The 23,682-nt window shown below is 38.9% G+C and carries 25 protein-coding genes and 2 tRNA genes; 15 read left to right on the top strand and 12 right to left on the bottom strand.

The window, feature by feature from the left end; genetic code table 11:
* The first annotated feature begins 13 nt into the window (after nt 1-13).
* The 3 genes from tilS (at nt 14) to EMIN_RS07910 (ending at nt 2,666) form a co-directional block, all read left to right on the top strand.
* A complete protein-coding gene (gene tilS, locus EMIN_RS07920) occupies nt 14-739 on the top strand; it encodes a tRNA lysidine(34) synthetase TilS (RefSeq protein WP_012415711.1) in 726 nt (241 codons plus the stop codon).
* Entirely contained in the window at nt 736-1,932 is a 1,197-nt protein-coding gene (locus EMIN_RS07915) for a glycosyltransferase (RefSeq protein WP_012415710.1), read from the top strand. The genes tilS and EMIN_RS07915 overlap by 4 nt, the downstream gene beginning before the upstream one ends.
* Before the next feature lie 65 nt (nt 1,933-1,997).
* Nucleotides 1,998-2,666: a hypothetical protein gene (locus EMIN_RS07910; protein ID WP_012415709.1), complete on the top strand. Its 669-nt coding sequence runs from the start codon at nt 1,998-2,000 to the stop codon at nt 2,664-2,666.
* A gap of 69 nt (nt 2,667-2,735) precedes the next feature.
* Here EMIN_RS07910 and EMIN_RS07905 read toward each other — a convergent pair.
* Nucleotides 2,736-2,819 (bottom strand) — tRNA-Tyr (locus EMIN_RS07905).
* A 467-nt stretch (nt 2,820-3,286) separates the two neighbouring features.
* Between EMIN_RS07905 and EMIN_RS09645 the strand changes: the two genes are divergently transcribed.
* The 8 genes from EMIN_RS09645 (at nt 3,287) to EMIN_RS09590 (ending at nt 7,518) form a co-directional block, all read left to right on the top strand.
* Nucleotides 3,287-3,760 carry a prepilin-type N-terminal cleavage/methylation domain-containing protein gene (locus tag EMIN_RS09645; protein WP_052545829.1) on the top strand — a complete coding sequence of 158 codons (474 nt, stop codon included), beginning with the start codon at nt 3,287-3,289 and terminating at the stop codon, nt 3,758-3,760.
* 106 nt (nt 3,761-3,866) lie between these two features.
* Nucleotides 3,867-4,301: a 50S ribosomal protein L13 gene (gene rplM, locus EMIN_RS07895; protein WP_012415707.1), complete on the top strand. Its 435-nt coding sequence runs from the start codon at nt 3,867-3,869 to the stop codon at nt 4,299-4,301.
* A gap of 12 nt (nt 4,302-4,313) precedes the next feature.
* A complete protein-coding gene (gene rpsI, locus EMIN_RS07890; protein ID WP_012415706.1) occupies nt 4,314-4,709 on the top strand; it encodes a 30S ribosomal protein S9 in 396 nt (131 codons plus the stop codon).
* Nucleotides 4,710-4,820: 111 nt separating this feature from the next.
* Entirely contained in the window at nt 4,821-4,970 is a 150-nt protein-coding gene (locus EMIN_RS09685) for a type IV pilin protein (protein ID WP_083759856.1), read from the top strand.
* Nucleotides 4,971-4,985: 15 nt separating this feature from the next.
* Nucleotides 4,986-5,210, top strand: a complete 225-nt coding sequence (locus EMIN_RS07885; RefSeq protein WP_012415705.1) for a hypothetical protein — start codon at nt 4,986-4,988, stop codon at nt 5,208-5,210.
* 374 nt (nt 5,211-5,584) lie between these two features.
* Nucleotides 5,585-6,409 carry a ParA family protein gene (locus EMIN_RS07880; protein WP_012415704.1) on the top strand — a complete coding sequence of 275 codons (825 nt, stop codon included), beginning with the start codon at nt 5,585-5,587 and terminating at the stop codon, nt 6,407-6,409.
* Between the two features lie 3 nt (nt 6,410-6,412).
* On the top strand, nt 6,413-7,297 hold the full coding sequence (locus tag EMIN_RS07875) for a ParB/RepB/Spo0J family partition protein (RefSeq protein WP_012415703.1): 885 nt from the start codon (nt 6,413-6,415) through the stop codon (nt 7,295-7,297).
* Nucleotides 7,298-7,389: 92 nt separating this feature from the next.
* A complete protein-coding gene (locus tag EMIN_RS09590) occupies nt 7,390-7,518 on the top strand; it encodes a hypothetical protein (RefSeq protein ID WP_012415702.1) in 129 nt (42 codons plus the stop codon).
* A 1,184-nt stretch (nt 7,519-8,702) separates the two neighbouring features.
* Here the strand turns inward: EMIN_RS09590 and EMIN_RS07865 are convergent.
* The 4 genes from EMIN_RS07865 to EMIN_RS07850 all read right to left on the bottom strand — a co-directional run bounded on the left by EMIN_RS07865 (nt 8,703) and on the right by EMIN_RS07850 (nt 11,778).
* A complete protein-coding gene (locus EMIN_RS07865) occupies nt 8,703-9,332 on the bottom strand; it encodes a hypothetical protein (protein WP_012415701.1) in 630 nt (209 codons plus the stop codon).
* 260 nt (nt 9,333-9,592) lie between these two features.
* Nucleotides 9,593-10,228 carry a hypothetical protein gene (locus EMIN_RS07860; RefSeq protein WP_012415700.1) on the bottom strand — a complete coding sequence of 212 codons (636 nt, stop codon included), beginning with the start codon at nt 10,226-10,228 and terminating at the stop codon, nt 9,593-9,595.
* A gap of 105 nt (nt 10,229-10,333) precedes the next feature.
* The gene (speB, locus tag EMIN_RS07855) at nt 10,334-11,203 is read right to left on the bottom strand and encodes an agmatinase (protein WP_012415699.1); all 870 of its coding nucleotides are present in this window, start codon (nt 11,201-11,203) and stop codon (nt 10,334-10,336) included.
* A 5-nt stretch (nt 11,204-11,208) separates the two neighbouring features.
* Entirely contained in the window at nt 11,209-11,778 is a 570-nt protein-coding gene (locus EMIN_RS07850; protein ID WP_012415698.1) for a pyruvoyl-dependent arginine decarboxylase, read from the bottom strand.
* 75 nt (nt 11,779-11,853) lie between these two features.
* On the opposite strand from EMIN_RS07850, the gene EMIN_RS07845 reads away from it, so the two are divergent.
* Nucleotides 11,854-13,884, top strand: a complete 2,031-nt coding sequence (locus EMIN_RS07845) for a M3 family metallopeptidase (protein ID WP_012415697.1) — start codon at nt 11,854-11,856, stop codon at nt 13,882-13,884.
* 257 nt (nt 13,885-14,141) lie between these two features.
* On the opposite strand, the gene EMIN_RS07840 is transcribed toward EMIN_RS07845, so the two are convergent.
* Together EMIN_RS07840 and uvrB are read right to left on the bottom strand one after the other, a co-directional pair.
* A complete protein-coding gene (locus tag EMIN_RS07840; protein ID WP_012415696.1) occupies nt 14,142-14,702 on the bottom strand; it encodes a biotin--[acetyl-CoA-carboxylase] ligase in 561 nt (186 codons plus the stop codon).
* Nucleotides 14,699-16,696 (bottom strand): excinuclease ABC subunit UvrB, encoded by a 1,998-nt coding sequence (uvrB, locus tag EMIN_RS07835; protein WP_012415695.1) that lies wholly within the window; start codon nt 16,694-16,696, stop codon nt 14,699-14,701. The genes EMIN_RS07840 and uvrB overlap by 4 nt, the downstream gene beginning before the upstream one ends.
* A gap of 295 nt (nt 16,697-16,991) precedes the next feature.
* Here uvrB and EMIN_RS07830 point away from each other — a divergent pair, with 295 nt between their 5' ends.
* From EMIN_RS07830 to EMIN_RS07820, 3 genes are all read left to right on the top strand, one after another.
* Nucleotides 16,992-17,918 carry a hypothetical protein gene (locus tag EMIN_RS07830; protein WP_012415694.1) on the top strand — a complete coding sequence of 309 codons (927 nt, stop codon included), beginning with the start codon at nt 16,992-16,994 and terminating at the stop codon, nt 17,916-17,918.
* Between the two features lie 109 nt (nt 17,919-18,027).
* Nucleotides 18,028-18,099 (top strand) — tRNA-Val (locus tag EMIN_RS07825).
* A gap of 99 nt (nt 18,100-18,198) precedes the next feature.
* Entirely contained in the window at nt 18,199-18,885 is a 687-nt protein-coding gene (locus EMIN_RS07820; protein ID WP_012415693.1) for a MarC family protein, read from the top strand.
* On the opposite strand, the gene EMIN_RS08520 is transcribed toward EMIN_RS07820, so the two are convergent.
* The 5 genes from EMIN_RS08520 to EMIN_RS07795 are packed head-to-tail and all read right to left on the bottom strand — an operon-like array spanning nt 18,872 to nt 23,595.
* A complete protein-coding gene (locus EMIN_RS08520) occupies nt 18,872-20,314 on the bottom strand; it encodes a glycoside hydrolase family 3 N-terminal domain-containing protein (RefSeq protein WP_083759855.1) in 1,443 nt (480 codons plus the stop codon). The genes EMIN_RS07820 and EMIN_RS08520 overlap by 14 nt on opposite strands.
* Entirely contained in the window at nt 20,305-21,396 is a 1,092-nt protein-coding gene (locus EMIN_RS07810; RefSeq protein ID WP_083759854.1) for an anhydro-N-acetylmuramic acid kinase, read from the bottom strand. Before EMIN_RS07810 ends, EMIN_RS08520 begins: the two co-directional genes overlap by 10 nt.
* Nucleotides 21,397-21,400: 4 nt before the next feature.
* A complete protein-coding gene (gene murQ, locus EMIN_RS07805; protein ID WP_012415690.1) occupies nt 21,401-22,288 on the bottom strand; it encodes an N-acetylmuramic acid 6-phosphate etherase in 888 nt (295 codons plus the stop codon).
* A complete protein-coding gene (locus EMIN_RS07800) occupies nt 22,288-23,145 on the bottom strand; it encodes an alpha/beta hydrolase (RefSeq protein ID WP_012415689.1) in 858 nt (285 codons plus the stop codon). Before EMIN_RS07800 ends, murQ begins: the two co-directional genes overlap by 1 nt.
* 3 nt (nt 23,146-23,148) lie before the next feature.
* On the bottom strand, nt 23,149-23,595 hold the full coding sequence (locus EMIN_RS07795) for a nucleoside-diphosphate kinase (RefSeq protein WP_012415688.1): 447 nt from the start codon (nt 23,593-23,595) through the stop codon (nt 23,149-23,151).
* Nucleotides 23,596-23,682 lie beyond the last annotated feature (87 nt).

Raw genomic sequence — 23,682 nt, 5'->3', positions numbered from 1 at the left:
TTATACTTTACTTATGGATAAAAAAAGCTTTTTCTCTCAAATATGGGCAAAATTACTTATAAGCAATAAAGATTTCTTTAAAAGGGGCGATAAAGTGCTTGTCGGTGTAAGCGGCGGGGCGGATTCTGTATGTCTGCTTCATTTTTTAACGCAGCTGGCGCAAAAAAAACGTTTTAGGGTATACGCCTGCCATATAAACCACTCATTAAGGGAAAACGCTAAAAAAGACGAACTTTTTACAAAAAAACTTTGTGAGCAGCTGGGCGTTGAGCTTTTTGTTATTACAAAAGACGTTAAAAATATTGCCCTTAAAAATAAATTAAGTATTGAGCATGCAGCCAGAAAAGCAAGATATTCGGCTTTTGAAAGCGCGGCAAAAAAAATTAATGCCGGTTATTTGGCGTTGGCGCACCATTTGGATGATAATGTTGAAACATTCTTTCTTAATATATTAAGGGGCACAAAAGCCAAAGGTTTAACGGGAATACCGCGCGTAAGGCCGCTTAATAAAAACACGGTTATTATAAGACCTTTACTTAATATAAGAAGACAAGACGTTATAAATTATGTTAAATTTAATAAACTTAAATTTATTACGGACGAGACAAATTCAGACGAAAAATATACAAGAAATTGGGTAAGAAACAAACTGCTGCCGATGGTTGAAAAAAAGCAGCCGCAGATAAGAGAACATATTCTGCTTATATCTAAAGATTTGGAAAAAGAGTGCCGAAAATGAAAATAGATAATTATTCTCACTTAGTTTCACCGGGCGAAATAGAATATATTAAAAAAACAGGAATGACTCTCAAGGGTAAAACCGCCAATATAGTTACTACGGCCGCATACGGAAGCGGCGTATCTGAGCTTGTGGGGAACGTGCTTCCGTTTTTCCAGGATTTTGACATTGAGACTAAAAGAATAAATTTAAATATGCCAAAAGATTTTTTGGATATTTCCAAAAAATTTTATGAAGGGCTTAGCAACTCTTTGGTAAACATAACACAAGAGGACCTTGATTTCTTTTTAAGTTTTAAACCGCTTATAAGAGAGCAGACCTCAAACCCGTGCGATTTGCTTTATGCTAATGATCACGCCGCGCTTACGGCTATTGATAACAAGGTTTTTAAAAAGGCGATATGGCGTTGCCATATAGACGTTTCTCATTCAAATCCATTTTTATGGCATTTTCTTAAAAGATATATTGAAAAGTTTGACGTGTCTGCTTTTTCTTTCCCAAGTTTTTCGGGTAATCTTTCAATACCTAAATTTTCAATTATGCCGGCTATAGACCCGCTTTCCGATAAAAATAAAGAAATTCCCGAAGAGTATATAAACAGCGTTTTTGAAAAATATAATATACCCAGAAGCAAACCTATCCTTTTGCAAATAGGCCGTTATGATGTGTTAAAAGACCCGCTTGGAGTTATTGAAGTATACCAGGAAGTGGCTAAAGAATATAATTGTATTTTAGTGCTTGCCGGGGGCGAGGCGTCGGACGACCCTGCTTCACATTCGGTTTATAAGCAGGTTTTGGAAAAAGCCCAAGAAGTACCCGGCGTTCATGTTCTTCTCTTAGACCAAAACGATTTAGAAATTAACGCTTTACAAAGAGGCTCTACCATAGTTATCCAAAAAAGCATAAGAGAAAGTTTTGGTCTTGCCATAACGGAAGCGTTGTGGAAGAAAAAGCCCGTAGTAGCTTCCGAAACCGGAGGCATACCTTTACAGATAATAGAAGGACTTACGGGTTTGTTTTCCGTAAGCAATGTTACCTGCGTGCAGCAGATAAAACGTTTATTAAAAAACCCAAAGCTCGGTGAAGATCTTGGACTGGGCGGCTATGAACACGTAAAAGAGAACTTTTTGATAACAAGGCATGTAAGGGATTTAATGCTTATGTTCTCAAGAGTTTTGGAAACGGAAGTATAAAAAAGTAAGTCTAGGCTAACAAATAAAGTATAATATATGAATATTACTTTAAAAAAGAAGGTGTTATGCAATCAAATGTTTTAATTGTTCTTACCGCTGTAGGATTAGGTCTTACGCATACTATTTTGGCTCCCAATCATTATCTTCCGTTTATAGCGATAGCAAAGGCAAGAAATTGGACGCTGCCAAAAACCTTATTTATAACTTTCTTGTGCAGCTCTGGGCATATAATAGGATCTCTTATTATTGCCGTTATAGCCGTTTTATTTGGCGTTGCCGCCAGTAAAATAGAAATCATAGACGGTTACCGCGCAAATATCGCCGCGTGGGGGCTTATATTGTTTGGTTTAATTTACTTTTTGTACGGAGTAAAAGCAGCCAGGCATAACCATTCCTGCTGTGAACATATACATACAAAAAAAGACGATATAAAAAGTCTTACCCCTTTTATTTTGTTTATGCTTTTTCTTTTTGCCCCGTGTGAAGCGTTTATCCCTATAATGATGATTCCCGCCATAGAAAATATTCCTATGCTTACCGTAGCCGTAGCGCTTGCCTTCGGTATTACGACAATGATTACTATGGTAGTAGCCGTAGGACTCGGGTATAAAGGAGTTGAACTTTTGCCTTTTAAAAAGTGGGAAAGATATGGGCACATGATAGCGGGCGCGGTTATTTTAATTTGCGGAATACTTGTTGAAGTTTTGGGGCATGTGCACCATCATGTACATTAATTTCTTTTAAAAAGACATAATAAAAAAGACACATGGAAACATGTGTCTTTTTTAATATTTAAAAACTTATGGTTGGGATAGGATTCGAACCTATGTAGGGACACGCCCGACGGTTTTACAGACCGTTGCTTTTGACCGCTCAGCCACCCAACCGTACTGATTAAAAAACCGGAGGCTTTTGCAAGCCCCCGGTTATTTTCTTAAACAACCAGGTAAAATTATTATAGCAAAAAACAAAAGCAAATAAAACTTTTTATTAAGATTTCAGAAGATAAAAAAGAGTTTATATAAAAACTGTTTTAAAGAACCTCTTAAACCGGAAAAGATTTCCCGCGCGGTGAGGTCAAGTTTTGTAAAACATTTTATATCTGTTAAAATCTAAAATTTGTGTTTCCAAAGTGCTCGTTGAATATCTATAAAAACCCATTATTAAAAACATGGCGTATATTCGTTATGCCGCTTAAAATATTGCGCCGCAAAATATTAAAAAAGTATTTTTTAATTCGCATCTGAAGTTATATATTTTATGGAGGGCAAAAAAACTTATTTAAATTATTTTGGCATATGTTTGTTGACCGAGGGCAATTCTTATGTTAAACTTTTTAATTGCGGAGGCTGTTATGAAAAAAGGGTTTACTTTAATTGAACTTTTAGTTGTTGTTTTAATTATAGGCATATTGGCGGCTATCGCTTTGCCCCAGTATACGGCGGCGGTTGAAAAAAGCAGAATGTCTGAGTCAATGATAGTTGTGCGCTCTTTATTGGACGCGGCTAAAAGATACCAGCTTGCCACGGGCTCGTGGCCGTCTAGCTTTGACGACCTTGATATAGAACCCCCGGGCACAAGAAATTCAGACACAAAATATACTACTTCAAATTTTGTATATGAGCTGCATACAAGTCCTATGCATATACAAGGTAAAAGAACTACAAAGGTTCTCTATTCCATTGCGTATTTAGACAAAGGGTATGTTGACTGTGTAGTCAGCATAACTGGTACTGCGGCGGAAAAGAAAGTTTGCACCTCTTTAACTGGGGATTCTGTGGGGGTTGTTTGCCCGGAATCGGGCTTCCAGTGCTACCGCATTAAATAGTGTTTAACATTAAGCTTAAAATTTGTATAATATAACAAACCGAGTCAAATCTGACAACGGCATACCACTCCGTTGCCAAAAACAAACAAGGTATAAAAATAATAATATGACAAAAACATTTCTCCCTTCCGTTAAGGAAGTAGAAACAACCAGGCAGTGGCACCACATTGACGCTGCGGGCAAAACATTAGGCAGACTTTCTACACAAATAGCAGTGCTGCTTATGGGCAAGCACAAAAAAACATTCACACCCCATATGGATTGTGGTGATTTTGTTGTGGTTACTAACGTCGGGCAAATAAAAGTTACCGGCAATAAAGCTGAGCAGAAAGTATATTTCTCACATTCAGGCTATGCTAAAGGCGGAAAAGAAACGCCCTTCAAAAGACAGTTTGAAAAAGATCCTACGGTAGTTTTAGAACTTGCCGTTAAAAGAATGTTGGATTCTAACAAACTCCGCGCTCCCAGGCTTAAAAGGTTAAGACTTTTTGCCAGCGAAGAACACTCTTTTGCAGACAGATTTGCCACCAAGGCTAAGTAAGAGGTATTTTTTATGACAAAAACAAAAACAAGTCAAGTTGGCAGAAGGAAAACCTCCATAGCCACAGCAGAACTTATTAAAGGTAAAGGCAAAATTACAGTTAACGCCAAACCGATGGAAGAATATTTTGTTCATTCCGCGAAATATCAAAAAGACGTTAAAGCCCCTTTAACGGTAACGAACACTGAAAAAGAATACGACGTTATCGCTAAAGTACAAGGTGGCGGCGTTTCTTCACAAGCGGGCGCTATCAGGCACGCTATCGCAAGATCTTTAGCCGCAGTAAGCGAAGATTTTAAGAAAGCTGTTAAAAAAGCCGGTTATCTTACAAGAGACCCCAGAATGGTCGAAAGAAAGAAACCCGGTCAGCCCGGCGCGAGAAAGAGATTCCAGTTCTCCAAACGTTAATTGGTTTTTCTTACAAAGTTTTACAAAACCCCCGGATTACTCTGGGGGTTTTTTATATGATGAATATACATTGTTAACGGTTTTTTATTGAAGGCAAATGTTTTATAAAAAATAATAAAAAAGAACTGTTACAAAAAAAGATTTACTTTAATAGAATTATTGGTTGCCGTTTTAATTATTGGGACATTGTCCGTTATCGCTTTACCCCAATATACTGCGGCGGTTGAAAAAGGCCGTGCTTTCGCAGGCTGTGTTTATTAAAGACGGTTTGTTTATATGTCTTCTTATGTTGAAAAAGGCCATGCTTCTCTAGCTGTTGTTATGGTAAAAGCCGCGAGGGCACTGCGTAAAGAGCCTTCCTTTCGATGGAAAAGTTACCGTATTACAAAAAAATTTGATATAGAGGTTAGCAGCGGCAAAAACTTTATATACAATGTTGACGAGAGGATTGGCCCTTACCTTATTGCTAAAAAGCAGTTTCCTGCAGGCCAGGGGCAATGAAATAATACGCTTTCTTTATTGCCCCGGCTGTTCTAAATATTCAAATAAAACTTTGTGCCTCTCTCCCGGGGGACGGGAATACGGTGTCTTTTCGTAAAAAAATTGTAAAAAACTAGAAGCCCTGCAGATATTTTTCGGCCGCGCATAAAGTTTAGTTTATAGGATAGTAGAAGTTAGCAAAACTAACATATTTCACGTGAAAACATTTTTTGTTTAATAAAATATAGGACGCCCCTGTGGTATTACAGCGGCATTTTTTGTTTTATGGTCGGGAAGAAGAGTGGTAATATTTCCCTTTACAATATTATTTGTTTTTGCTTTACTATATATATTTAAAAATTTACTATTTTACGTATGCTCACGTCGGAGGAGATATGGCAGAAATTGTTTCTATAGCAAACCAAAAAGGCGGGGTGGGGAAAACAACAACCTCTATTAATTTAGCTTATGCTTTAGCTACGCTGGGGCAGGAAGTTTTGCTTGTTGATTTTGACCCGCAGGGGAATGCTTCTTCAGGTATAGGAATAAATCTTAAAGACGGGGAAAAATCGGTTTATCATTTACTTACAAAAACAGCCAAGGTGGAAGAAGTTTTAAAAAGAACTTCTAATGAAATGCTTGACATCTTACCGGCGTGTAAGGATTTGGCAGGAGCTGAAGTTGAATTAGTTAACATCGAAGGCAGGGAAAACATGCTTACCCAGGCTTTGGCGCCTTTACAAAATATGTATAAGTATATTATTATTGACTGTCCGCCTTCATTAAGCTTGCTTACCTTAAACGCTATGGTAGCTTCTAACAGTGTTATAACCCCCATCCAGTGCGAGTACTATGCTATGGAAGGGCTTGCCCATTTTATTAATACCGCTTCAAAAATTAAGCAGGTTTTAAATCCCAAACTTAATATTGACGGCGGTCTTTTAACTATGTATGACAGCAGAATGAACCTTTCCAACCAAGTGTTGGAAGAGATTAACAAGTTTTACGGAGACCGTGTATATAAAACCCCAATACCCCGAAATATAAGATTGGCTGAAGCGCCAAGTTTCGGACAATCCATATTTGATTATGACCCGGCCTGCCGCGGCGCGGCGGCTTACTTGGACTTAGCTAAGGAGTTTCTTACCCGCAGGGGTGTGGACGCGGCAACCTTAAAAGAAGTAAAAATACCAACAGCTTCTTATGATTTTGGAGGATAATATATGAGCAGGCAAGCATTAGGCAAAGGGTTAGACGCCCTTTTAAAACAAACGCAGGAAGTCCTGGGCACAAAGGATACGGCGGTAAAAGCAGGGGCTAATATACAAAAAATACCTTTAACCAGTATTGTTCCCAACAGATTCCAACCTAGAAGAACATTTAATGAAGAAACCCTTAAAGAACTGGCCGAGTCTATCAAACAGCACGGGCTTACGCAGCCTATAGTTGTTGTCTTTGACGCGGGCTTAAATAAATATGAGATAGTTGTAGGCGAAAGGCGTTTTAGGGCCACAAAGCTTGCCGGCTTTACGGAAATAGAAGCTATTGTCCACTCCAGCCTTGGCGATAAGGAAATGTCAGCCCTGGCGTTAATAGAAAATATTCAAAGGGAAGATCTTAACCCCATTGAAACCGCTTTGGGCTACAAGAGTCTTATGCAAAAGTTCCATGTGTCTCAAACGGATTTAGCGGGTTATTGCGGTAAATCTAAAGCCGCGATATCGAACTCCTTAAGGCTGTTGGACCTTAGTAAGGAAATACAAAAAACTTTGGAAGAGGGAATTTTATCTGAAGGGCATGGCAGGGCGCTTCTTATGGTGCCGGACCTTAAGAAAAGGGAGATATTATTTATCAAACTTAAAAGCGGCAAATTTTCTGTACGCCAGGCTGAGCAGGCGGCAAGGGAAATAATGACAGTTAAAACTTCTGCTCCTGCGCAAAGACCTGTTGAAGTTGTGGATTTTGAAAACAACTTACAAAAAGCCCTAGGTACAAAAGTAGAAGTTAAGTACGGTAAAAGTATGAAAAAGGGAAGCCTTGTTATCCAGTATAACTCCCTTGAACAACTTGAAAATATAGCTGACAGGCTAAAAAGTAAAATGCTTTAATCAGGTTAAAAGTTTTCACGTGAAATCCCCGCAAACCGCGGGGATTTTTTATAAATACCTTATAGAACCCCACAGTAAGTTGGGGGAGTTATATGAAAGCATGGGATATTACCTGCATAAGCCCGGGGATAAACAGCCTTTTTGTTTCACAACACCTACGCCTTCTTGCTGTGGAGGAGTTGCTTTTTATTGTTGCGGGAGCTGACAAAGCGAAGATTTGAAATAAAATAAACCCCGGGAGGGGGGGAGCCTGCGGTGTTTCATTAACTCTTTACAGCGTCCTCCAGGCAAACTAAAAGATTATTATTAAACAGAGATTCCTCCTTAAGTAAACCGGGAGCGAAAGAATCTTTTCCGCCGCAAATTTTGCAATGAGGCTGTGTGCTTTAACTGTTATGCTTCATAGGGCAAAGAGTGTTATTAAAACATTAAAATACCCTCTTACAGCATTTGGTTTGGGGTTAGCTGATATGTTACGAAATATCCTTATATTTACGGCCGGAGTATCTGGTATTTATATCTCTAAATAAAGGTTGTTATCCATCCTGGCGGCCTATATTAAATAAAAAAAGATATAGTAGGCTGCTTGTCTGTTTGAGCCTGAAAATAAATGTCCGTTATAGGGGCTTTCGAGTTAAGTGTAAAAACAAATTTAAAAATGGCTCTTTCAATATTAGGGTGCAAAATATATTTAAAAATATATATTTATAGTATTTTTTTGTCTTTTTAAAGCATGTGGGTAGTGTTTTTACCGGCAATAAACGGTATGTAATGCCTGGTTAAGCAAGGTTTTTAAATTGCTTTGATGGGGAAAAATATAATAAAAAATCTTTTAAAAAACAGTGCAGCTTGAATTTATGCGGAGGTTACTTTAAAAGAATAATTTTTTTGTTATTTTTAAATCAAAGGGCTAATACTATTTAATAGTTTTTATAAATTTTCTATATGCCAAATTATTTTTATGGCAAATAAAAACCAAGGTTTCTTTTTTGCTAACAAACATAAAAAGTTTTCACATGAAAACAGTTAGCCGGCCTAACCTATAAAAGATAAAAAGTTAGGCAAACTAAAAAATAGTATAAAATATTAAAAAAACCGGGGAAATTTTGTATTTTTTATAAAACTCCCGACGAGAAAAAACAAAAACAGCCTAAAATGCCTTAGAATAAACTTTTATTTAAAAAACGATTAATGCCTTGCAAAACAAAGAAAGATTTAAAAAACAGTCTAAAAAGGGCCAAAAACATCATTTTTAACCTTTTTTGTGTAAAAAATAAAATTAAAAAACACTTTAGTAAAATTTTTATCAAACATCAGGTTTTGCAAAATGAAATTTTGAGTGTTTTGCGGATGCAAAAAAAAGCGCGTAATTTTTACGCGCTTTAAAAGTTAAGGCAGTTAACATTTATTGGATAATAAGATTTCCTAAAAACTTAGAATCTTTAACTCCCATTTTCTTAACGTTTTGGGGAAGATAGAAAATAATATTATTTTTGCCTGACAGTTCAACTTCGGGCTGCTTCGGCTCTTTTAACCAGGTAACTTCTATAAAGCTGTTTTCCCCGTCAACTTTTATTTTGTCAAACAGGCCTTTTGCTATTATATTAGAAGTTTGGGAATTAATATCAAGCCTGCCCGCGCAGTTATTTAAAAACGCGTTAGTTTTTTTTATATTTAAAACAGCCTGTTCTTCAAGGCCGTCTAAAGTTATTTGGGAAGACTCCGCGGTAATGCGTACTTTAACTTTTTTGGGTGTTTTAATAAATATAATATTTTCGCAGGGGTTGCCGCCGGGCGGGTTTGTTTTTAGCGTTAAATCTTTATCTTGTGTATGAAAAAATAAAATGGGGCATTTTTCAGGGTCAAATTTTTCGACGCGCACATATGTTTTTTGACCTTTTATTTGGGCAACTTCCACTTTTGCGCCGTTTGCTTCTACGGATATTTCTTTAATGCCGTCATATTCCTGGGACTGTTGTGCGTTGGCAAGGGACAGCAAAAAAAATAAAAATAAACCCGTTAAAAATTTTTTCATAAAATCTCCTTTCTTGCGGAGCATACTACGCCGTATAAGTCCATTCTACATTATGAGCTATTTTTTTTCAATAAATTTTTTTAAAAACCTATATTATAAAAGACTATCGGAAGTTCAATTTTCCCGCAGGGGATAAAATATTATTTTTAACATAAAACCCGCCGCATTGCGGCGGGTTTTATATATCTTAAAAAAAGAAAAACCAAAAGCATTGGAAAAGCGGAACAATCTGAAATCCCGCGGATTTAACGAGGGAGTAATTACTTGGTATTTTGTTCTATTAACGTGCCCCTGAAATTTTGTTTAATTATTTTTAAATATTTTGTGTCCTTAGGAGTGGAAAGCGTTACAACGCCGTCTCCTTTTAAAATAACTTTTGCCGGAGTTTCTTTTCCAAGCCAGCTTATGTTTGCCGCGCTAGCGTAAGTTTCAAGTTCAACAAAACAGGGAGAGCCTTTTGCGTCTACGGTAGAGGAAACGGCTTCTATATCTAATTTGCCGCTTACGTTATCTAATTTAGCTGTTGATGTTTTTATATCCAGGTCCGTTTTTTTAGACATAGAATCTATAAAAATATTTGTGTTGGCTGCTTCAACGCTTAGTTTCGCTTTTACATTGACTATAATTTTTATATTGGGTTTGCATATTGCGGACGGGTCAATCTTTTTTATTTTTACTTCAATTTCTTTTCTTTTTTCTTTTATCACGGCGTAGCATTTTGTTTTATCTAAATTTTCAATAGAGGCAGAAACACCTTTTTCAGGTGACGCCGCAACCACAAGGGTACCGCCTGGCATTTCAACGTCAATTTCATTAACTGCTTTAAAATTATACGTTTGCGCAAAGGATACTGACGCAAGCGTTAAGGCAAAAAAAGCAAATGTTATTTTTTTCATATATTCTCCTTTATCTTTTAACCCCTATAATAAATTCTAGCTATTAATAGAACTCTTTGCAAATAAAAAACCCCGGTTTAAACCGGGGTTTTTTATTTAAATGTTTTATTTTTTCTTTTGGCTTAAATAACCCATTAAGCGGTAAATAAGTTTTGCGGTATTCATTTCGGTAATGGTGTCTTCGTCTCTTCTGCAGGCTTCCACAACGTCAATGGCTACAATGTTTTTCTTGTTAATTACTTCTCTAAAAAGATCTAACGCTTCATACCATCCGAAACCGCCCGGCTGCGGCGTTCCCGTGGCAGGAATTACGCTTGGGTCAAAGCCATCCACGTCAATGGTGATATAAACCGTGTCGGTTAAATTTTTTAGTACCTGTGGAATAAGTTTTTTTATATCCCTGTTTTCATGCATTAAAAAAGTTTTAACTTTGCCGGAATTTATATTTTCACACTCCGTGTCGCCAACGCTTCTTATGCCTACTTGTACGACGGGCACTTGTTTGGACGCGGGGTAAAGCGCGCAGGCGTGGCTGTGTGGATTTCCTTCAAACTTGGCGCGTAAATCAGCGTGGGCGTCAAAATGGAGCACGCTTAATTTTTTATATTTTTCTATATACGGTTCAAGCAAGGCCTGAGTTATAGAATGTTCCCCGCCGATATAAAAAGGAATCCCTTTATAGCGCATAACGTCTTTAACGGTTTTTGTAATTCTGTTAAAAACAATTCTTGTGGTTCCTTTGCAGTTAACCGCAGCGGTGGTAAAGATGTTCTCTTTCCAGGTTTCCGTTTTAGTTTCCTCGTCCCAAAGTTCCACCTGGGCGGAAGCTTCTAAAACAGCCTTCGGCCCGAATGCGGTGCCATGTCCGTAGGAAACGCTTCTTTCAAAAGGTATGGGCACCACGATGTAATTAGAAAGGGGCAGAGAGTTGTTTTTTCTCTCAAGCCCCATAAATATAGTTTTATTCTTTTTCACAACGATTATTTTACAAACACTGCGGCTGCAACCACTGTTGTCCATAACCCGTCTACGCAAATAGCTGATTGGGTAATATTCGTGGTTCTGACAATTTTACCGCTCATTTTCCAAATTTCTTCTTTTTGGTTCCAATTGGTATCATTATCAAATTCTATGCCTAAGGTTGTTGACAACATTAACGCTGCCAAGTCTTCTGCATATTCACCGGCCATTTTTTCTGTTTCACCAAAGCTGTGATGTTCAGAAATATAACCGTGCGTTTTAGGATCTTTCGGAATTGCTAAACCGACCGAAGCCGAAATCAAGCGTTTGTGTTCATTGCTTGTGTTTCTGCTTATTACGCAGTGTAAAATCTGACCGCTGCGTAAAGACTTTACGCCTTTTGCAACCGGAATGGTTTTGCAATGTGGCGGAAAGATGCTTGATACAGGCACAAGATTATAGCTGGCTATTTGGGCGTCTCTAAGAGCTTCCTCAAAACTGGCCAATTTTTCTTTGTGTCTGCCAATTCCTTTAGTAAGGAATATTTCCTGGGGAACGAAGTGTTCGTACATTTTTTTATTCTTATCCATTAACAATAAAGTTAATATAATATAGTATAGCATAAAGAATAACAAAATGTAGTTTTTTTACAAGGATTATTTACAATGAAAAAAATACTATTAATGCTGCAGCTAATATTACTTACCACAGGGGTATTTTCTATGACATCGGACATGTTTCAAAAAGGAGTGCTTCATTTTAACTATAAGGCCGACGCTCTAGCGTCGGCGGAAACCAAGGCCAGAATACAGTTAGAAAAAGATTTAGCGTCTGTTTTAGCCGTTCCCGCCGGGGAAAGAACTTTCGAAAATACTGTTATTGCTTATAATAAAGCTTTTGACAAATACGGAGATTCTTTTGGCATAGCAATGTTTTTGGCTTACGTGTCGCCCGACCAGAAATTAAGAGATTCGGCCACCGAGCTTCAAAGCAAAGTAAGCGCCTATATGGTGGAAGTCGGCACGCGTAAAGATTTATACAACGCCATTAAAGAATATGCTGACACAAACCCCAAACTTGATGTGCCCGAAGCAAAACTTTTAGAAAATATGATGATCGGGTTTAGGAAAAGCGGGCTTCACTTGCCTGACGACCAGCTTGAAATTTACAGAAATTTAAGCCGTCAACGTTCTGAAAATTCAATAAACTTTAGCAAAAATATAAGAGATAACGCCGACTTTGAACTTGTTACAAGAGAAGATTTAAAAGGTCTGCCCGAAGAATATATAAACAGGCTTGAAAGGCTTGAGGGTTTTTATAAAGTAACGCTTAACTATCCTGATTATGTGCCTTTTATGAAAAACAGCGAAAGCGATTCTGCCCGCCGGGCGCTTGAGTTTAAATATTTAAGAAGAGGCGGAGACGAAAACGTAAAACTCTTGGAAAATTCCTTGGATTTACGCCGCCAAACAGCGTCCTTGCTGGGCTACAAAACGTTTGCCGATATGAAGCTTGAATACCGCATGGCAAAAAACCCGAAAACGGTTGAAAAGTTTTTAAAAGATATTGAAAAGAAATTAAAGCCTTACGGTAAAAAAGAAGACAAGCAGCTTCTTGCTTTAAAGGAAGAAAGAGCGGGGAAAAAAGATAAAAATGTTTATGGCTGGGAGTCCGCTTTTTGGTCAACCTTATATAAGAAAATAAATTATGACGTTGACGCCGAAAAGATAAAAGAATACTTCCCCGCGGATGTTGTTATTGACGGGATGTTGGAATCTTTCGGGCATTTGTTCGGCATTGAGTTTAAACAGGTTAAAATACCTGTTTGGCATAAGGACGTACGCACTTATGAATTAATTGATTCTGCAACAAAACAAACCGTCGCTTATGTTTATATGGACCTTTTTCCCAGAGAAGGCAAATATAAACACGCGGCCTGTTTTGATTTGGTTGACGGACACCAAAAGGAAGACGGCTCTTACCAAAAACCTTTTACCGCGATAGTGGCTAATTTTAACCCGCCTTCTAAAGACGCTCCGTCGCTTTTAAAACATGACGAGGTTGAAACCCTGTTCCATGAGTTCGGGCATGTTTTACATAACGCTTTAACCACGGCAAAATATTCCGGCTTAAGCGGTACTGCTGTAGCGGGCGATTTCGTTGAAGTTCCTTCTCAAATTTTGGAAAATTGGGCCTGGCACCCCGCCGTGCTTAAAAAGATTTCCAAACATTATAAAACGGGCGAGCCTCTTCCCGACGAAATTATTGAAAAAATGATTAAGGGTAAAAATGTTTTCAGCGCTCGCGCTTACCAAAGGCAAAACTTTTTTGCGCAGTATGATATGGATTTGCATACAAGCAATAAAGAACTAGATACAACAAAAGAATATTTTAAACTGGCAAAAAAAATAACTGGCGTTCCCGTAACTCCGGACACGATACCGCAGGCCAGTTTTGACCATATTATGGGCGGCTATGACGCCGGGTATTACGGTTACCTTTGGGCAAAAGTAATAGCTGAGGATATGTTTAGCGTTTTTGAAAAAGAAGGTTTGGATAACCCCGAAACCGGCAAGAGATTCAGAGATGAAATTTTAGCCGTTGGCGGCACTTATGAAGAGCAGGAAATTGTTGAAAAGTTTTTAGGCCGCAAGGTTGATAATAAGCCTTTTTTAAAAAGTATCGGCCTTGAGTAATACCAAGATATAAAATATTTTGTAACAAAAAGCCCTTCAATCGAAGGGCTTTTTGTTTGTGATAATACACAACATCCCCTGCGTAGGCCGGGGGATGGATAGTATCGTGATTTCATGGCACCTCTGACTTGCCGCCGCGGACGCGTTGCGGTTTGTTGTTGGATGAAAACGCAAAGTGAAGTTTTGTAACAAAGAAACCCCGGATGTTAGCCCGGGGAGTCTCATATCTTATATCTCAAACGACAAGATTTTAAAAATTAATCTTCTGTGCTTAAAAGCCACTGGGCGTATCTTTGCGAAAGCTTGTTAAAAAGATTGTTTTCAAATTCACGCATGTCCGCTTCGCGCCCAAGCAGTTTTTTTACGCTCGTGGCAGTCAACTTTTTATCTAAATTGTTATTTAAATTTATTCCCACGCCTAAAACAATCCAATCGCAGGAAATTTCAGTAACTGAACCTTCAGTTAAAATGCCGCAAATTTTTAAATATTCTTTTTTGTTTTTGTCATAAGAAAGCACATCATTAGGTTTTTTTATTTTAGATTTGATGCCGTATATTTCGGATAAAGTTTCAACAACAGCGCCCGCCGTTTTTATAGTTAACGCCGAAGTTTGGGAAATCTTTTTTGAAGGCCTTAATAAAGCGCTGAAAAACAAACCGCCTTTTTGCGAATTCCATGTTCTTTCAAACTGGCCCCTTCCCGCGGTTTGCTGTTCTGCCACGATAACTGTTCCGTGCGGCGCGCCCAGGGCAGCCATTTCTTTAAGCGCTGTTTGGGTGGAATCTATAATATCTACTCTTATAATTTGTTTTATCATTTTTTTGTTTTTACTCTCATGCTTTTAAGTTCTAACATTCTGTCACGCAGGTCGACCGCAAGCTCAAAATTAAGATTGTCGGCCGCGTCTTTCATTTGCCTTTCGATTTCTTTTATCATTTTAGGCAGGTTGTCTGGTTTGGGAATATCAGTAAAATTGTGCAACGCTCTTAACCCTTCGGTTTTGGCAGTGTTTTCAAAATCTTTAAATTCAATTTCGGCTTTTATAATAGACTGCGGGGTTATATGGTGTTCTTTGTTATAAGCGGTTTGCTTTTCACGCCTGCGGTCCATTTCGGCAAGGGCGTTTTTAATGGAATCTGTTTTTCTGTCCGCGTATAACACAACTTCGCCGTCAATGTTTCTAGCCGCGCGGCCGGAAATTTGTATTAAAGTGGTTTCGTTTCTTAAAAACCCTTCATTGTCGGCGCCCAGTATCGCCACAAGACCTACCTGCGGTATATCAAGCCCCTCTCTTAAAAGATTGATACCCACAAGCACGTCAAAAACCCCTTGCTTGAATTTTTGTAAAATTTCAACCCTTTCCAAAGATTCTATATCAGAATGCAAGTATCGGGCTTTTATTCCTTTCTCGTCAAAAAATACGGTAAGGTCTTCAGCCGTTTTTTTAGTTAAAGAAAGAACTAAACTGCGCTGTCCTTTTTTAATACGCTCTTCAATTTTACTTATTAAGTGGCCTATTTGGCCTGCTGTAGGGTGTATGGAAACCTGCGGGTCCACAAGGCCTGTAGGGCGGATAACTTGCTCAACAATGTTGTTCGCGCTTACGGTTAACTCATAAGGGCCTGGCGTGGCGGACACAAAAACGGTGGAAGGTAAAATTTTTTCAAACTCGTCAAATTTTAAAGGCCTGTTGTCTAAGGCTGAAGGCAGGCGGAAGCCAAAATCTATAAGCATTTGTTTTCTGCTCCTGTCTCCGTTATACATGCCGCGCACCTGCGGCACGGCCACGTGGGACTCATCTATAAAAACTAAAAAATTCTCATGCTTTCTAAAATAATCAAACAAACAGTCCGGTCTGGACCCGGGTTCCCTTCCCGCCAAAGGTCTTGAATAGTTTTCAATACCTTTGCAAAAACCCGTCTGTTTAAGCATTTCCATATCGTATTCGGTTCTTTGTTTAAGGCGGTAAGCTTCCAAAGGTTTTCCAATCGCTTCAAGTTCTTTCACGCGCCCTTCTTTTTCCTCATTAATTTCTTTAATGGCGCGGTCAATGTCTGATTCTTTTACAACAAAGTGTTTGGCAGGGTAAATAAATTCCTCATCAACTTCTTCAATAACGTCGCCCGTAATGGGGTGTATTTTGTAAAGGGCGTTTACTGCCTGCGGGCCCATTTCTATGCGGATGCCCGTTTCTCTGTACGGGGGCAAAATATCTATATTTCCGCCGCGCAGGCGGAATTTGCCCGGTGTAAATTCCATTTCGCTTCTTTCATATTGGTTTTTAATTAAAAGAGATGTTACCGCCACCCGGTTTAAAGGAATTCCTTTTTTTACATATAAACACATTTCGGCAAAATTATCAGGCGAACCTATGTTATAAATACTTGATACCGAGGCTATCACAATAACGTCGTTTCTTGTTAAAAGAGATGTTGTTGCCTTAAGACGCATTTGCTCAATATGCTCATTGATGGAAGAATCTTTTTCTATATAGGTGTCTGTTTGCGGTATATAGGCTTCGGGCTGGTAATAGTCGTAATAAGAAATAAAATATTCAACCGAATTTTCCGGAAAAAATTGTTTAAACTCCGCGTAAAGCTGCGCCGCTAAAACTTTGTTCGGCGACATTATAAGCGCGGGCATATCCGTTTGAGCTATTATGTTTGCCATGGTATATGTTTTGCCCGAGCCGGTAACGCCCAGCAAGGTTTGCCTTGTTTGTCCGTTTTTAATATTTTGGCAAAGGTTTTTAATTGCCTGCGGTTGGTCCCCCGAAGGAGAGAAAGGCGCTTTTAATTTAAATATACCCATATTAATATTTTAGCAATATAATAATAGCGCTACAAATTAAAAAGAGCTCTTATAAAGAGTCTGTGGTATAACTTAAAGTCTTTTTACCGTGGCGGGGTAATCGCAGCAAAATACCTTTTCCAAAATCCAACGCACATAAAAAATATTTCTTTATCAGTAATTTTAAAAATAAAATACATCAAAAATGCAAAGCAAAAAGAGGCCCAGGAGTTTTATGGGACTTTTGACCCTTGACAATATAGAAAATGCGCTTTAAAATAAAAGTATAGGGAAATTAAACTAGAGAGAGTTTTTTATGAATAAAATTACGACTTCAATGCTATCGTTGTTTATGTTGTTTAATATGTTAACCCCGGTTTTCGCGCAGGACCCGTTAAATTCTCAAAATATTCCAACCAAAAAATTTACTAAAGAAGAAATCGAAAAATATAAACAAATGAAAAAAGAAGCCCTGCTTCTCGCGGGCGGGCTTACTGTTCCGGCTGCGGCTCATGTGTACACTAAATTTTTTATAAGGCCCGTGGCCGAACTCCGTTATGTTGAACTTACGGCCCAAAGAGCGCCTGAACTTATGTCGCGAGTAAACGCGATTTTGGCAAAAGCCAAAAGTACTCATAATGCGGATTTAATAGCGGAGGCGGCTTCTTTGCAGCAGAGGGTTGAAAACGCTACTTTTTGGGCGACGGCGGATTTAAAAAAAATTCCCGCCTATGATAAAGCCGAATACATAAAAAAAGGCGCCGCCAGCGCTTATCAAAAGGCCCAAAAATTTAACAATATCGCAGTAGGCGCGGAAAAGGTTCCATTAGAAGTAAGCACCGGTGTTTCAGCTATTCAAAAAGATATGGAAGTTCTTTCCCGAGGGTATTCAAAAATAAACAAAATAAAGTTGGGGTCAAGGGTTCTTGCGGGATTAACGGTTGTTATGTTTGTGTGGAGTATGTCTGACTTTGTTGTTTCTTATGTTCCGGGCGGTATCCCTGATACGGTACAATCCGAACTTGACCGTGATGATTCCGCTCTTTTAGAAATGTCTGACGAAGAACTTAATTTTTACGGATTGTATGGCTTAAAACAAGCTGTAACTAACGCTTACGAGGATTATCAAAAAAACCCGGAATGGTTTAGAAGTTACTGGGGCGCATACAGAAACGAGCAAAAACAACTTAAGGAAAAAAGGGATAAATTAGTCCGCGAACTTAAAGATGTTAAGTTCAATTAATTTTTTAAATAAAATCCCCCGACGCAAGATCGGGGTTTTTTATGCCGTAACCGGTATGGGAACAAAGTTATAATAATTTGCTAAAATACATATAACAAACGTAAATTTAGGGCAGTTGGCGCAGCGGTAGCGCGATCGCCTCACACGCGATAGGTCACAGGTTCAAATCCTGTACTGCCCAAAATTATTTATATTGATTTAATCTTTTAAAACATAATAAAAAAACACCCTGCTTAGCGAAAATCCTTGGGGTGTTTTTATTCATAGAGGGCAAAATAAAATGGATTTTTCTTTTTTGATCGGGGCTTTTGTAGGTACTCTTTCAATTCTTAACCCTATAGGCAACGTGCCTATATTTTTGGAACATGTTCAAACAGACTCGCCAAAAATGCAAAGAGCGATAGCCCTTCTTTTGGGGCTTTCAATTTTCGCCCTTTTAATCTTTTTCTTCTTTATAGGCCGAAGCGCTTTAAACCTTTTTAGCATTACTATACCCGCGTTTAGAATCGCGGGGGGTATTTTAATTTTGCTTGTGGGTATACGCATGATGCAGGGTAAAAGCAAGTTCTCTAACGAAGGTATTCAGGCCGCCCCCGCTGCGCAGCAAAATGTTTTTGAAGAAGCTACCTTTAGGTTAAGCAGCATCATTGTGCCCGTGGCCATGCCTTTGTTTGTAGGGCCGGGCACCATAACAACAGTAATTCTTTTTTCAGACAACACAAAAACATTGTTAAATACCGTAGGCATGGTTTTGGTGCTTGCCATATGTTCCGCTATAGTAACGATTTGTTTGTTATCGTCAAGATATATTTATAAAATTTTGGGCAATAACGGTATGCAGATAGTGGTGCGTTTTATGGGTATGATTTTATGCGCTATGGCCGTACAATTTATGATTGACGGTTTTGCCCAACTTTTGCCTGGCGTTTTAAACCCGGACTATATTCACGCTTCTAAATTTCAATAGGAGCTTTGCCAGTAACTTTGGCTTTACCGCAAAGCGCGTCGGCGCAAAAAATTTGAAAGTCCTCATTAGCACAGTACGCAAGCAAATGGTACTGTGCTTTTGTTTTAAAATCACTGTGCACAAAAGGGCTGCCGAAGGAAACAAAAGCGCTGTTCTTGGCTTTTGTTAAGGCGTTTTCCACTGTTTTCTTTTGCTCTTTTGTAAAATTAGCAAAGCCTTTAAAAGAAGCGTAGCCGGAGAAAGAAACTATAAGCAAATTTTTACATTCCCCGCCTGTATAAGGGGCCAGTTTAAAACCGTTAGCTTTAAGCTGTTTGGCAAAAGGAGTGCTTTCAAAATCGCTTTTACAATCTATTTCCATATAAGACAAAGAATTTTCTTTTTTTAAAACATTCTCTTCTCCGAACTCTGTTATACATCTAGGCGCCGCGTCCATTGAATAAGAAGATTTAAAAAACGCATATTCCGGAGTTCTTATTTCCACTTTCCGGTTTTTTGTAAGCAGAATTTCTTGCGTGGCCACTGCGTTGATAAAATGTTCTTTCCAGGTGTAATCTTCTTTAATTAACTGGTTTAAATAATCTATTATTTCATAAGGGTCTGAAGGTGCAAGCAAGATATCCGCGCCCGCTTTTAAAGCTTTTAAAGCGGCTTCTTTTTGGTCGCCGATGGCTTTCATTAAAAGAGCGTCGGTAACAACACATCCTTTATAATTAAGTTTTTGCCTTAAAATTCCGCGTATTGTTTTTTCCGATAAAGAAGACGGGTTTTCATCGTCTATGGCTGGGATAAGAAGATGTCCAACCATAATTGAGTCAGCAAACTTTAACAATGTTTTATAGGGAACTAAATCGGAATCAAAAAGCTTGTCAAAAGATTTGCTGATAAAAGGTAGTTCTAAGTGAGAATCTTTTGACGTGTCCCCGTGTCCGGGAAAATGTTTTAAAGTATTTAAAGTTCCGCCTTGCGATAATCCTGACATAAAAGCCATGGCCAAACGCGTCACAAGCATAGGGTCTTTTCCGAAAGCGCGGGTATTTACTATAGGGTTTTCCGGGTCCGAAGCTAAATCAACCACAGGGGCAAAAATCCAGTTAATTCCGATGCTTCTTGCCTGCCTGGCGGTGATTAACCCTTTTTTCATGGCAAGTTCCTCCTCTCCGGAGGCGCCTATAGCCATGTTAGAAGGCAAAAGCTCGGCCCCTTTTATCCACCTTCCAAGGCCGTCTTCATAATCGGCTGAAATAAAAATTTCCGCGTAAGGGGAAAGGCCCCTCATTTCTTTACAAAATGTCTCAATCTCTTCTCTGGTTCCACCGTAGACGCAAAATCCGCCTACGCCCATTTTTGCCCATTTTCTGGCGTCTTCAATATCTGTTTTCCCAAACCAAAAGCCGGGGTGCACTATTCTTGCAGGATTCATAGGCATATACTCCCAAGTATTGTTTTTTGTTTAGCTCCGGTCGCTTCAGGGCAGTGGTTTGTTTTTTCTTGCAATGCCAGTGTTGCCATTAAAGCAAAGGCGGCGCTTTCTTTTGCCATAGGGTCTATGCCGTAAAAATCACTTACGTGCACTTTTAGCTCAGGCAAAAGTAAAGAAATGTTTTCTAAAAGAGTTTTATTTAAAGCTCCGCCACCGCTGACGACAATTTCTTTTGCGGCGGTTTTGTTTAAAACAAAACGTCTCACGGCAAGCGTTATTGTCCGCGCGGTAAGAATGTTAAGAGTTGCCATTACATCATGTAAATTATTTTTGTTAACTGTGCCGAAATATTTATTTAAAAAATTGTTTTCAAAGTCGCCTTTATCTAAAGATTTCGGCGGAGCTTTGCTAAAATATTTATGCTTTAAAATTTTCTTAATTATTTTTTCGTTTGCTTTGCCTTTTGCGGCGACGGCTCCGTTACGGTCAAAGCTTTTGTGCGCCGCCGATTGCATAACGGTATCCATAAGAGAATTGCCCGGCCCCGTGTCAAAGCCGAATGTTTTTACCCCTTTTCCCGTTACGGATAAGTTTGCTATGCCGCCTATATTAAGTAAAATTTTAGGTTCGCTTTTGCCAAAAATATATTGGTCAAAAAAAGGCACAAGCGGCGCGCCCTGCCCACCTAAAACCATATCCTTTACCCTAAAGTTATAAACCACCTTAAGCCCCATCGCGGACATAAAAGCCGGCTCGCCTATTTGCAGCGTATTAGGCGTTTTTGCGCAAGGGTTATGAGTGATTGTCTGCCCGTGTGAACCTACGACAAAAATATCTTTAATATCTTTTTTTGTTTCTTTAAGGAATTTTTTTACGCTGTTTGCGTATTGTTTGCCAAGTTCAAAGCTGAGTTCGGAAATTTGGGACGCGTTAAAATCCCGCGCGGTAAGAATTTTTTGCTGCAGTTTGGCGGGGTATTTATAAGTTTTTGTACGGAGTGTTCTAAACGGCTTATTATTAACTAATGTTATAGTAAGGCCGTCAGCGCTGGTGCCGCTCATGAGTCCGAGGGAGAAGCGTTTAGACATTTTGTTACCCGTTTAAAATTTTTCTTAAAAAACCTTTTTTCCTTTTTAACTCCGCCTGAGCTTTTTTAAAGCCTACTCTTTTTTGCGCCATTACTATGGCGGGTTTAACTTTGTACTGAGCTTGTTCAAGTAAAATTTCTGCTGTTTGTTCGTCAACCTGTCCTACTTTTTGCACAAGGCCGCGCGCTCTTTTCTTTAATTTTATATTGCTTGGGTTAACGTCAACCATTAAATTTTTATATACTTTGCCGCAAAGCACCATGGTGCAGGTTGTTATTATGTTTAAAGCCATTTTAGTGGCCGAGCCGGCCTTCATTCTTGTTGAGCCCTGCAATACTTCCGCCCCTGTCGGTAATTTTACCATAATGTCGGCCAATTTGACGGCGTTTGGGTTGCAGGTTATCATTACTGTAGGAACTTTTTTCTTTTTAGCTTCTTTTAAAGCGCCTAAAACATAAGGCGTTCTGCCGCTGGCCGCTATGCCTATAACAATATCTTTTTTACTTAAAACTTTTAAGATATCTTTTTTGCCTTGCTCAGCGTCGTCCTCTGCGCCTTCTTTAGAGAAAAATACCGCGTCCTTGCCGCCGGCTATTAAGGCTATAATCTGCTTTGGGTCGGAGCTGAATGTAGGCGGGCATTCCGCCGCTTCAAGCACGCCTAAACGGCCGCTTGTTCCGGCGCCTAAAAAAATTATTTTACCGCCTGACGCGAAAGCCTTCGCCGTTTTTTTTATAACTTTTTCAATATCTTTTTTTGCCGATCCCACGGCTTTAACGGCCTGCATGTCCTCATGATTAATTTTTTCAATCATTTGGGAAACGGAAATTATGTCTAAATTTTCCGTCTTATCGTTTTGAAGTTCGGTAGTTATTGATTTTTGTTTTTTCATTATAAAGTTAACTCCGTCGGTTGTTCTTCTTCATTAATAATGGGTAAAGAGTCATTTTTTATTTCAGGCAGTACCGGGGTTAATATCCATTGTATTATATGCCCCGAGAGATAAGAATCCATCATCTCCACCCCTTCTTTGTTATATGCCGTTAAAAAAGTTACTTTGCCCGGACCCTGTGTGTTAAAAGCCACATTGCGTATTAAACTTGATTCTAAAAAATTCTTCCTTACATCCGGAGCTACAGCTATTAAAATAGGCTGCTTGGCTATTTTCACCCCGGGGATTGTAAGAACGTCGCGCACATTTGTTGTGGGCGTTATTAAAGCAAATCCGCCGATGTCTGTATTAAAAACTATTGAGTTTGCCGTTACGTTAGCTCCAAGGCCTGTCCCCAAAACAAAAATATTTTCAGGGTCAATACGTCTGTTTTTTAAATAAGTAACGGCGATGTTAATGTCTTTATACATTCTGTTGAACTGGTTGTTAATGCCTTCTTTTTGAAAATGCGAATAATGTTCCGGCGAAGCACTTTGCCCGTGCCCTCTAAGATCTATGGCCAAATAACCTACGCCCCTGCTTAGAAGAGCTTTGGAGAATTTGTTAAACGAGCTTTTGTTTTTGCCCAAATCATGAACGAGCACAACATATTTGCTGCTGTCGCCGCTTGATTTAAAAATGCCGGTTATTTTTTGTCCGTCATCAGCGGTAATATTAACCCTCTCTCCTTCTATTCTTACCGATTCCACCGCGTCGGGCGGAGGAGGAGCGGGAGTTTCCTCCCCTTCAGTTGTTTGCGCTAAAACAGATGTCTGCAAAAGACACAATAAAAAAATAATGTTAAAAATTTTTTTCATTTTTTACTCAACAATCTCTTCGGGTTTAAACCAAAGGGCTATTTCCCTTTCAGCGTCCTCTTGGGAGCCTGAGGCGTGCACACAGTTTTGGATAACGCCGTTTTTTTTCTGCCCGAACTGTCCTCTTATTGTCCATGGGTCTGCCTTATCAGGGTCGGTAACGCCTATAATATGCCTTACTTTGGCTATTGCGTCCTCCCCTTTATATACAAAAGCGTATACGCGGCGGTTTTCTATATTATTAAAATTGCCCATCATAAATTTAACAACATTATCAACAAAGGGGGTTCCCGCCAGGTTTGCGTAATGCTCTCTGGCTAATTTTTCGGTTACAACGGCTACCTTGGCGGACGCCAATTGAAGTCCCAGGGATTCAATTCTGTCTAAAATTACGCCCGTCAGTCTTTTTTCAATAGCATCGGGTTTGATTAAAATTAATGTCTTTTCCATGATTTCATTATACACAATATAAAACGTCTTTTAACACAATGTCTTTTAAATATAATAATATTTATAAAAGGACAAATTTAGAGGATT

Origin of the sequence: Elusimicrobium minutum Pei191, from assembly GCF_000020145.1 — a bacterium.
In the GTDB taxonomy this organism is placed as follows: domain Bacteria; phylum Elusimicrobiota; class Elusimicrobia; order Elusimicrobiales; family Elusimicrobiaceae; genus Elusimicrobium; species Elusimicrobium minutum.
This window is presented reverse-complemented; position numbering and strand designations above follow the sequence as displayed.